This is a genomic window from Stenotrophomonas sp. GW821-FHT01H02A, assembly GCF_059422145.1.
The window spans coordinates 330,631-341,821 of record NZ_JBWKWI010000005.1 but is presented as its reverse complement, the minus strand read 5'-3'; the positions used below and the strand labels follow the sequence as shown (position 1 = coordinate 341,821).

The window sequence follows — 11,191 nt, the reverse complement described above, 5'->3', positions numbered from 1 at the left end:
TGACGTCTTCCAGCTCACCGTCCAGCTGCCGGAACAGGGAAAGCACGCCATCATTAGTGCTTATGATGATGTGGGCGAGCACGCCTTTATTCCAAGTGGTGGCGTAACCGACGATCACACACCACTGCTTCGCGGCACCGCCAATGCCTATGATCATGTGCAAGTATTCAGCAATGGCATCATGCTTGGTCGCACGATGGCCAATGCCAACGGTCAGTGGGAATACGCGGCGGTGCTTGGGCTTGGGCTCAACAGCCTGAACATCTATACATCCGCAGGTCTCAGTGAAGCCTTCGTGATCACAGTGGTCGCGCCGCAAGCTTCAGGACCCACTATCACCCATGTCTATGATAATGTCGGCGAGTTTGGATTCATCGAGAAAGGTCAGACCACCGACGACCGTACGCCCGGCATCATGGGAAACGCTGCGCCGGATACGCTTGTTGAGATTTTCAGCAATGGTCAAAAAATCGGCCAAGTCATGACGAATGCGAATGGCAGCTGGAATTATTCGCCATATCTGCAGAATGGCGTTCACAGCCTGACTGCCCGAACCGACTCTGGTGTCAGTGAGCCCTTCGTGATCACCGTACAGGCACCGGACACAAGTAACGCGCCGCGCATAGAAGCAATGTTCGACTTCCACGGCGAATATCAAGGAGAACTCGGAGATGGCGCGACCACCGATGACCGCGCCCCTTTGATAGTGGGTCGTGCGGACGGCCAGGCAATCGTGCAGATTTTCGCCAACGGCACCCTGATCCACACACTGCAGGCCAGCAACAGCGGCATGTGGTCCATCAATGTGCCACTGCATCATGGCACGCACGTCATCACCGTCCAGTCCAACGGAATGACTAGTGAGCCGTTCACTGTGAGCATCGTAGACCCAGCCATAGCACGCGAAAGTAATGCGAGCGCTCTCAATGCAACCGAGGAGACCGGGGCCCAATTGACCTACCAGGACCTGTTCAGCACCATCGATCAGCTGTTCGAAGCACCGGCCATGCTGGTGGCACAAGGCCCCTCACCACTGGATATCGACGAGGCGGCCTTCAACGACGCTACCATCAGTGCTGGCGTCATGATCAATGTTCAACCTGCACTGCCACCACTGCACCAATCGGAGTGGATTGAACACGTCGGCTGATTCGTCGGCGCCACATGCAAGCCCCCGACCCATCGGGTCGGGGGCTCGTGGTCCAACGATCGAATCTGCGGCCAGCTATTGAGCCGCGCGCACACTCTCAAGTGGATCGTGCTTCACCCAACGCCGTAGGACACCCGCATCGGCGTACTGACGGGCAATCGCCTGATAACCGTCGAAGCGGCTACTGACCTCACCGACCTGGTTGCCGTAGTGTTCACTTTCGGCGGTCAGCACTTCCAGCAGGCTGCGCCTGCCGAGGTGATGCCACTGCTCGAAGAACGCCGTGCGAATCGCGTCGGATTCCACTGACAGCTCGCGGTACAGGTCGGCACGCGCAAACAACGCAGCGGCGTCTTGGTCGGCCCTTCGGACCCGCAACTCAAGGTCCATCTGCTGTTGCGCCATTGCCTTCTGGGCAGCCTCGGCACGATGCAGGGCAGCACGCCTGGCTGCCTTTGCCGAACCGCCACGGAACGCAGCCCAGCTCACCGTCAACGAGGTCTGCCAGGGCGAGGGTCGTCCCAGCGCATCCTCGGCGGTGCTCTTGTTGATGTCCCAACTGACCTGCGGCACTGCCGCCGCACGCACCACATCGGCTTGTCGCTCAGCCGCCGCCACGCTGGCCTGGGCCTGCTGGATCGACGGATGCTGATCGAGCGTGCGCAACAGGTCGTCCAGATCGGCGCGGTGGAATGGCCAGTGCGGATGGGCGGGGAACACCGGCATCTGCTCGCCCAGCCGCGCACGGAGATTGATCTCCGCCTCCTGTGCGCGTGCCTGTGCATTTTCACGTGCAGCCTGTGCAGAGAGCAGTCGTGCCTTGGCCTGGGTCAGTTCGCTAGTCCGCCCCCGGTCCACGGCCACGATATCGGCCAACATGGTGACCAACGCCTGCATGCGGACCTCAAACTGCTCCGAGACCTGCACGATCAGTCGCTGCTTGTCGCGTTCCAGGAGGTTGGCCACGATCTCGTGGCCCAGCACTTCGTGCTGGGCCGCCAGCGCTGCCTCGGCGGCCACGGCAGCATGCTGTCGGCTAGCGATGGTATGGCGGATGCGTCCGCCATCGTAAAGCGGTGTCGTGATGTTCAACCGAGCATCCACACGACCGCTACGGTCACGGTCAGGGTATCGCCCGCCTGACAGGTAGGAACGGTCGGCGCCCACGCTGACCTGGGGCCATCGCTGGCCCTTGGCCTCATCGATCTCCGCGGCAGCCACGTCGATCTCGGCCAGCCCACGCTGCAGCGTCGGGCTGCGCTGGGCCGCGACATCGAACGCACGCCGGATCAGCAATCGCAGCTCATCCTCTGACGTCCCGACTGCCTCACCGCTCAGCGGTAGCGGCCTGACGCCTGACGGTGGATTGGCACAGATCGCTGGACTGCACAGCAACGCTGCCAGACATACTGGCAGCAGGAAAAGCGGCGGCACGCAGCCAAAGCGACCCGTGCGGCCGCCAGTACGGGGCTTCGTGATCATCACGCTCAACGCTCCCGGAAGGCTTCGCGACCGCGGAGCACCGGTTTGAGCAGATAGTCCAGGATGGTCTTTTCGCCGGTGCGGATGTGCATGGAGGCGACCATGCCCGGCAGGATCGGCAATTGCTTTCCACCCGCCTCCAGCACGCTGCTGTCGGTCAGCACCAGCACCCGATAATAGGTGCTGTCGGGATGGCCGCTCGCGGCCTTCTGCTCGTCGCTGAGCGTGTCCGCACTGATGTGCTGGACCACGCCGCGCAGCCCGCCGTAGATGGCGTAGTCATAGGCGGTGATCTTGATGGTCGCCGGCAGCCCGGGACGAAGAAACGCGACGTCTGCAGGGCGGATCTTGCCTTCCACCAGCAACTGCTCCTCCAGCGGTACGATCTCCAGGATGCGCTCACCGGGCTGGATCACGCCGCCGAGGGTGGTCACCCGCACGTTCTTGACCGTGCCGCGGACCGGGGCGGTGAGGACGGTCCGCTCCACCACGTCCGCGCGCCCGATCAGGTTCTCGCTGAGCTGCGACAGCTCCATCTCCAGCCGGCTGAGTTCCGCGTTGGCATCGGCCTGGAATCGGTTGCTGCGCTCGACCATCTGGGACTTGAGGTCGTTGGCCTGGCGCCGCATGCGCAGGATCTCGACTTCCGACATCAAGCCCTTGGCCGCCAGCGGTTCGGCCAGTGCGATCTCACGCATGGACAGCGCATGGCTGTGCGCCAGCGCGCGCAGGCTCTCATCCAGTGCCCGCTTCCTGGCCTGGTAGGCCAGCGTTTCCTGGCGCACCAGGACCGGATCCTGCTGGACGGCTGCGTCGAACTGCAGGGGAAGCTGGTACGCCTCGGCATGCAGACGCGCGATCGCCGCTTTCAGGCTCAGGTGTTTGGAGGCCGCTTCCCGGTAGCTGGCATCCGCGCGGGTGGGATCCAGCCGGAGCAGCACGTCACCGCGTTCGACGACGGCGCCTTCGCGGACATTCATCTCCGCCAGGATGCCGCCCTCCAGGCTCTGGATCACCTGCTCGCGACTGCTTGAAATGATCTTCGCCTCGCCCTGGGTGATCTCCTCCACACGCGACAGCGCGGCCCACGCCAAGCCAGCAATGAGCGTGACCAGGATCAGGTACAGCACCGCACGCGACCCGGGCGTCGTCTGGTTCAGCAGCGAGGCCTGGATATCGCCCATGAACGCCGTGTCGCCGGCGGACAGCCGGGGACCGCGGGGCTTGCGACGGAACCAGCGACGGATCATGCCGCGGCTCCTGCCGCAGGCACGGGCGCCGTGCTCTTGGGCGTGGCCCGCAGCTGGGCCAGCACGGTGTCCTTGGGCCCATCCGCCACGATGGCGCCGTCATCCACCACGATCACCCGATCGACCAGCACCAGCAGCGCCGGCCGGTGCGTCACCAGCACCAGCGACTGCCCCTCGGTGGCGCGCTGCAGATGCTGCAGGAACGTGGTTTCGGTCTGCGCATCCATCGCGCTGGTCGGTTCGTCCAGCAGCAGCAGGTGCGGCCGTGCGAGCAGGCTGCGGGCCAGCGACACCAGTTGGCGCTGGCCACCGGACAGGCCCTCGCCCATTTCGCCGATCGGCAGGTTGATGCCCTTGGGATGCCGGGCCGCCACATGGTCGAGCCCGGTCAAGCGCAGGACGTGCAGAAACTCCTCGCTGGTCGCGTCGGGCCGGCCGATCATGATGTTCTCGCGCAGCGAGCCGTAGAACAGGCGCGCGTCCTGGCCCACATAGCCGACCGCAGCGCGCCAGTCCGCCGGATCGATCTGGCTGACATCCAGGCCATCGCTGAACATCTGGCCGCTCACCGGTGCATACAGGCGCGCCATCACCCGCAGCAGGGTGGATTTACCGCTTCCCACGCGACCCAGGATGGCGACCCGCTCACCGGCCTCGATCTGCACGCTGACATCGGTCAGCACCGGCGGATTGGGTTCCATCGGCGGCGCCGGGTAGGAGAACCCAACGCCTTTCAGGGTTATCTGCCCGCGCAGGGTGGGCTTGGCCAGGTAGGCCACCTGCGGATCGCGCTCGGTCGGCTTGGCCATCAGCGCGTTCAATGAGGTCATCGCCGCCTTGGCCTGCTGGAAGCGGACGGCCAGCCCGACGACCTGGCCCAACGGGGCGGTCGCACGCCCGGCCAGCATCACCGTGGCGATCATCGCACCCATGCTGAGCCTGCCGGCACCGATCAGGTAGACGCCGCTGACGATCAGCGCGACGGTCTGGAGCTGCTGCAGGAACGCCACCATCCCGGTGGCCACGCTGGACAGACTGCGGGACTTCATCGACGTTGCCGCCGCCAACGCACTGAAGCGTTCCCAGCGGCGCCGCATGTACGATTCGCCGCCCACTGCCTTGAGCGTCTCCAGGCCTTCCACCGTTTCGATCAGCACCCCCTGCTTGAGCGACGACTCGCGCAGGTTCTCCTGCATGGTGGCGGCCAGCGGCCATTGGATGGCGACGCTGATGATCAGGATCAGCGGAATCAGCAGCAGCGGAATCCAGCCCAGTGGGCCGCCGATGGCGAAGATCACCGCGACGAACATCAGCACGAACGGCAGGTCCGACACCAGCGCCAGCGTGGCCGAGGTGGCGAAGTCACGCACCGATTCGAACTCACGCAACTGGTTGGCGAATGCACCGGAAGACGCAGGCTTGTTCTCCAGGCGGATCGACAGCGCCTGCCGGAACAGCATCGCCCCCAGGATCAGATCGGCTTTCTTGCCGGCCGAATCCAGCAGGTGGGCGCGCACATACCGCGAGACCGCCTCCAGGATCATCGCGATGACCACGCCGATGGCCAGCGTCCACAGCGTCACGTAGGCCTGATTGGGCACCACCCGGTCGTAGACATTCATGGTGAAGAAAATGCTGGCCAGCGCCAGCACGTTGATCAACAGCGCGCCGATCGCCGCACTGCGGTAGTAGCGCCGGTAGCGCCACAACGTGCCGAACAGCCAGTGTCCGCCCGGCGTGGGCAGCACCTCGCCGCCACGCGTATCCAGTGTCGCCAGCGGTTTGACCAGCACGGCGTGGCCGGCATACATCCGGTCCATCTCTTCCTGGCTGAGCTCCACCGGATCGGCGCCCATTTCCGGCAGCATCACCTGGTAGCGCCAGCAGCGCGGCGTCGCTTCCTCGTCCACCCGCCGGCCCAGCAGGACGCAGCCGCCCTGCTCCCTGCGCAGCAGGATCAGCGGAAACAGCTGCGCGGGCAGCGCCGCAGCGGCACGTGCCACCAACCCCGCCCCCAGGTTGGCCTGGGCCAATGCGGCCAGCGCCAGCGAGGGCGACAGCTGGCTTCCCTTCGGCAACCCGGCTACCAGGGCCTCGGGCGAGCGGTCCACCCCATGGTAACGACACATCCAGGACACGCTGGCGAGCAGCGAATCCGGAATACGGTGTGGCGACGCCGGCCCCGGCAAGGCGGGCGCCTGGGTGGGCTCGGCGGGAGTGGCACTGTCCATCTACTGGGTCCTGGGGGTGGATCCGCAAAACGCCTGCGGCAATGCGCCCACTGCTCGTGTTCACGAACAGCAGGCACACGCCGCGGCCGCGGAGTCATCCGGCCAAGTATGCGGACGGGCAGCGAATCGCCCGATAGAACAATTACTAAAAACGCGTCGCTCAGAATTTGTAGGTCAGCGTCAGCCGCACATTTCGCGGCTCCCCCCAGGTGTAGGTGCTGTACCAGCTGAAGATCGTGTAGTACGGCTTGTCCAGCAGGTTGTTGACGTTGAGCGTGGCCGACAGCTGGTCGTTGAACTGGTAACGCGCCATGGCATCGAGCAGCCAGTAGGGCTCGGTGCGGTGGACCTGGCTTCCGCCGGTGGCCGGGTTGGTGATGGTGCCGAAGGTGCCGCCCTGCCAGCGCGCGCCACCGCCGAGGCTCCAGCCGTCGGCCGCGCCGGTGAGCCGGTAGCTGGTGTGCACGCTGAACTGGTCTTCCGGCTCCAGCGTGGAAACCTTGGTGGACTGCTGGCGTGCGATCTTGTGCGCGTAGCCGCCCTGGACCTGCCAGCCCGGTGCCAGCTGACCGGACACTTCCAGCTCATAACCTTTGGTGCGCACGCCCATCAGGCCTTCATAGGCGATCCCGCCACTCGGCGTCCTGCCGCCAGTCGGTTGCGCATAGTTGTCCTGCTCCAGCTGGAACACCGCCGCGCTGGCGTTGAGGCGGCCATCATGGAATTCCGCCTTCAGGCCGGCTTCGTAGCTGCGCCCTTCCAGCGGGTCCAGCACCCGGCCCTGCTCGTCCTGGTTGCCCTGCGGTTTGAAGATGGTGCTGTAGCTGGCGAACACGGAGAAATTGCGATTCAGGTCGTACACCAGGCCGGCATACGGGACGATCACGCCGCTCTCGTCGGTATCCGGAGATTCATAGTTGGCGATGCGGCTGCCGACGATCAGCTTCAGCGGATCGGCCAGGTCGAAACGGCCCACCACATAAGCGCCGCTTTCGCGGGTGACCTGGTTGTCACCGTAGCCCCACTGCCAGTCCGGCTCGGGCACATCACCGGTCCAGGCGTAATAATCGGCGACATCGCTGACATAGCCCGGCTGCGGCGAGTAGCCGTTGTTGACCCAGTGCTTGCGCGACACGCTGCCACCGACGACCAGGTCGTGCTGGCGGCCGAACCATTCGAACTTGCCACTGACGTACAGATCGGCCGCGTTGCTGGTGGTCTTGCCGATGTACTGGCCCAGCCACATGTTCACGCCCTCACCGGTGACCGGATCGGGATTGCCGCCGGCCGCTGCGCCCAGCGAGGCGTCATACCCGTTGACCTGGTGGTTGAGCTGCAGCTTGGCGACCCAGTCATTGCCGAAGGTATGCTCCAGCGTGGCGAAGCCGGTGCGCGCGTACTGGCCCCAGCGGCTCCAGCGTGCGCCGTTGTTGAACGAGCGCGGCATGTCGTTGAAGTTGCCCCCACTGTCCAGCAGGGGAATACCGCCCCAGCTGGAGCCTTCTGGATCGCTGTCCTGGTAGTCGGCACCGACGGTCAGCAGCGTGCTCTCGCCGATGTCCGCTTCGAGGATGCCGTAGAAGACTTCATTGCTGCGCTGGTAGTGGTCGACGTTGGAATGCTTGTCCTGGTAGGCGCCGACGACGCGGCCGCGTACGCGCCCGCTCTCGGTGAGCGGCCCGCCGACATCGACCTCGGCCCGGTAGCTGTCCCACGAACCGACGCCCAGCGTGGCACTGCCGGCGAGTTCACGGGTGGGCTTCTTGCGCACCAGGTTGATGGTCGCGCCCGGGTCGCCCATGCCGGTCAGCAGGCCGGTGGCGCCCTTGAGCACTTCGATGCGGTCGTAGATCGCCATGTCGCTGAGCGTATTGCCCGCCGAATAGGCCGAATCGCGCGCCATCGGAATGCCGTCGTACTGGAAGTTCTGCACCGCGAAGCCGCGCGCGTAGTACTCGGTGCGCTCGCTGTCGTAGGTGACGATGCTCACGCCGGGCGTGACCTTCATGACGTCATCGATGCCGTTGAGGCCGAAGTCGTTCATTTCCTGCCGCGTGATCACGCTGATCGACTGCGGCGTCTGGCGCGGGCTGAGCACCAGGCGGGTGGCCGTGGCAATGGTACCGGGCGTATACGAATCACTGCCTTCGGTCACGGTGCCGAGCTGGTTGGCGGTGACCTGCACGGTCTGCAGGGTCTGCGCGCCGTCCTTGGCCGGTGCGTCCCCCGCCGGCGCCTCTTCGGCCTGCACGGCCGCGGTGGACAGGGCAAGGCCGAGCACGCAGACCATCGCCTGCATCAGCGGGGAGATCGAGGGAACAGCACGACGGCGACCCGAGTGGATCGGGGCAACACGGAACGGAACGACGGACACGGCAATGCCTCCAGGCAGGAAAGAATTCCTCTGGCGGCGGCTGGAGGGAACGAATGCGCGGCATGATGCCGCATCCGGGGCGCCAGTGGAAGATGGACCCCGTTGCGGCACTAGGCGTTCTGGAGAGAACCGACCGCCAGGTCAGCTGCGCGGCACCGGCGCATCCGTGGCGATCAGCCTTTCCTGCTTGAGCTCGGCCCAGAATGCGGCCGGCACCGCCACCGCCATGGAAGCGACATTGGCCAGCACCTGTTCCGGCGTCCGCGCGCCCGGAATCACCGCCGAAACCACCTCCGGCGCATCGGCGAACTGCAGCGCGGCCGTGCGCATGTCCACGCCGTGGCGATCGCAGACGGCCTGCAGCCTGGCGCGCTTTTCCGGTGCCCAGGAGGGGACCGTGCCGTCGTAGAGATAGCGGTCGCGCCCGGCCAGATAGCCGGCCAGCAGCGGCGAGCCGACCACCACCGATGCGCCGTGCGCGGCGATCTTCGGGAAGGTGTCATGCAGCGCCTGCTCGTGGTCCAGCAGCGAGTACTGGCAGGCAAGCAGGAAGATGTCCGGGTCCGCCTCGGCCACCGCCCGCAGGGCCGGCTCAGGGCGATTGACGCCGAAGCCCCAGGCCTTGATCAGGCCCTCCTCGCGCATGCGCGTCAACGCGGGCATCGCGCCCTTCGCCGCTTCGGCGAAGCGCTGCTCCCACGGCATGCCGAGGTCTTTCTCATTGTCGGGCGACAGGTCATGGATGAAGACCACGTCCAGCTGCGAGACACCCAGGCGGTTGAGGCTGTCTTCCACCGAACGGCGCGTGCCATCGGCGGAATAGTCGTAGCGGTAATGGAACGGCGACGGGTTTTTCCACATCGTCTCCTGCAGTTCGCCGGCGGTCGCGGTCAGCAGGCGGCCGACCTTGGTGGACAGCGTGTACTCGCGCGCCGGATGGTTGTGCAGGTGATGGCCGTAGCGACGCTCGCTCAGGCCGAGTCCGTACCACGGCGACGTATCGAAACAGCGCACTCCGGCCGCATACGCCGCGGCGAGGGTAGCGTCGCTCTGCGCGTCGGTCGCGGCCGCAAACCCGTTGCCGATCGCGACCCCGCCCAGGCCCAGCCGGGTCTGCGGACGGTAACGCCCGCCCTGTCGCGCGGGATTGCCCGGCAAGGGCTTTGCCGCTGCCTGACCACGGGTGGGCATGACGCTGCCCGGGCCGGCCGACTGGGCCATCAACGGTGAGGCGGCGAAGGCGGCGGTGCCGGCGGCGGCAACGGAGAGGAAGTGGCGACGTGCGTTCACGGCGACTCCTGGTTCTGCGGGGGAAGCCATCAGCCTCGCAGAACCGGGGTGCACAGCACGCGTGGGTGGCGTCAAGGCAGCGGCAACAGCGCATGCCCCTACACGCCCAGCGCTTCAGCCCGGGCGCGCGCCGGCGGCCAGAAGCAGCGCCTCGATCTCGCGGTAACCGCGCTGGCGTGCGTGCTGCAGCGGGGTCACGCCGTCACCGTCGGCCAGGTTCACGTCGGCCTTGGCGGCGATCAATTGACGGACGATCTGCACATGGTGTGGACCGCCATCGCTCAGGATGATCGCCTCCAGCAGCGCCGTCCACTTCAGGTTGTTGACGTGATCGACCTCGACACCGGCCGCGATCAAGGTCGCCACGGCCTCCACATGGCCGCGCTCGGCGGCCGGGATGAGCGCGGTGCCACCGTAGCGGTTCGTGCTTTTCAGGTCGGCCCCGGCAGCGAGCGTGGCACGCAGGATCTCCAGATGCCCGCGGGCACCGGCGTACAGGTACGGGCTGTCCTGGATCGCATCCTTGGCATTGACGTCGGCGCCGGCCTGGATCAGCGCCTGCGCGGCGTCCACGTGGTTGTGGCGGGTGGCCACCAGCAGCGGCGTCGCCTTGGCGGCATCGCGCGCATCCACCTCGGCACCCTGCCCCAGCAGGGTCCGCACGGCCGTGGCATCGCCCGTTTCCGCAGCCCGATGCAGGCGCTCGCCCAACGATGCAGCACTGACCGGCAGGACCATGCCCACCAGCATGCTCATGACCACCCAGCCGCGTAGCGACATTCGTCGAATCGACATGCTTGCTCCTTACGCCGGCAGCGCCAGGGGTGTCGCCGCTCAACAACGACCGTAGCCGAGACGCCGCCCCAGCACCAATGAAGAATGCGGATCGACGTCATGTCTGCTCCGAATGCAGCGGCCGGGAGGGGGTGTCCACGCCCTCCGCATGATCCGGACCGCATAAAGAAAAAGGCCTCCGTACTTGCGTACGAAGGCCTTTCCTGTAACTGGCGGAGCGGGAGGGATTCGAACCCTCGATAGAGTTTTAAGCCCTATACTCCCTTAGCAGGGGAGCCCCTTCAGCCACTCGGGCACCGCTCCAGTGTTCTTGGTCCGCCGCTGCGATGAATCATCTCAGCGGGGGCGCGAATAATAACGTTTTCCGCGCCCTCAGGTAAAGCCTTAATCCGAAGAATTTTCACTTCCGGATGCATTCGGCTCATCGCCGCGCTGGATCCGCTGATAAATCTCTTCGCGGTGCACGGCCACGTCCTTCGGAGCAGTGATACCGATACGCACCTGGTTGCCCTTGACGCCGAGCACGGTCACGCTGACCGAGTCACCGATCATCAGGGTTTCGCCTACGCGGCGAGTCAGGATCAACATTTGTTCAAGTCTCCAGGGGAACCGGTGGTGG

Annotated in this window: 8 protein-coding genes and 1 tRNA gene; 1 reads left to right on the top strand and 8 read right to left on the bottom strand. The window is 65.6% G+C overall.

All coding sequences use genetic code 11. The annotated features are described in order from the left end of the window. The coding region (locus AC07WC_RS10475) for a hypothetical protein (RefSeq protein ID WP_495209929.1) at positions 1-1,150 on the top strand (1,150 nt) is incomplete at its 5' end. 75 nt (positions 1,151-1,225) lie between these two features. Here AC07WC_RS10475 and AC07WC_RS10470 read toward each other — a convergent pair. From AC07WC_RS10470 to csrA, 8 genes are all read right to left on the bottom strand, one after another. Beyond that, on the bottom strand, positions 1,226-2,632 hold the full coding sequence (locus AC07WC_RS10470) for a TolC family protein (protein ID WP_495209928.1): 1,407 nt from the start codon (positions 2,630-2,632) through the stop codon (positions 1,226-1,228). A 5-nt stretch (positions 2,633-2,637) separates the two neighbouring features. Then, positions 2,638-3,882, bottom strand: a complete 1,245-nt coding sequence (locus AC07WC_RS10465; protein WP_495209927.1) for an HlyD family type I secretion periplasmic adaptor subunit — start codon at positions 3,880-3,882, stop codon at positions 2,638-2,640. Next, positions 3,879-6,113: a type I secretion system permease/ATPase gene (locus tag AC07WC_RS10460; RefSeq protein ID WP_495209926.1), complete on the bottom strand. Its 2,235-nt coding sequence runs from the start codon at positions 6,111-6,113 to the stop codon at positions 3,879-3,881. The genes AC07WC_RS10465 and AC07WC_RS10460 overlap by 4 nt, the downstream gene beginning before the upstream one ends. 160 nt (positions 6,114-6,273) lie before the next feature. Next, the gene (locus AC07WC_RS10455) at positions 6,274-8,487 is read right to left on the bottom strand and encodes a TonB-dependent siderophore receptor (RefSeq protein ID WP_495209925.1); all 2,214 of its coding nucleotides are present in this window, start codon (positions 8,485-8,487) and stop codon (positions 6,274-6,276) included. A gap of 141 nt (positions 8,488-8,628) precedes the next feature. Then, complete coding sequence (locus AC07WC_RS10450; protein ID WP_495209924.1) at positions 8,629-9,777, bottom strand: aldo/keto reductase; 1,149 nt, start codon at positions 9,775-9,777, stop codon at positions 8,629-8,631. 114 nt (positions 9,778-9,891) lie between these two features. Next, a complete protein-coding gene (locus AC07WC_RS10445; protein WP_495209949.1) occupies positions 9,892-10,566 on the bottom strand; it encodes an ankyrin repeat domain-containing protein in 675 nt (224 codons plus the stop codon). A gap of 216 nt (positions 10,567-10,782) precedes the next feature. Next, a tRNA-Ser gene (locus AC07WC_RS10440) sits at positions 10,783-10,875 on the bottom strand. 81 nt (positions 10,876-10,956) lie between these two features. Beyond that, positions 10,957-11,160 carry a carbon storage regulator CsrA gene (gene csrA / locus AC07WC_RS10435; protein WP_019183311.1) on the bottom strand — a complete coding sequence of 68 codons (204 nt, stop codon included), beginning with the start codon at positions 11,158-11,160 and terminating at the stop codon, positions 10,957-10,959. Positions 11,161-11,191: the final 31 nt, after the last annotated feature.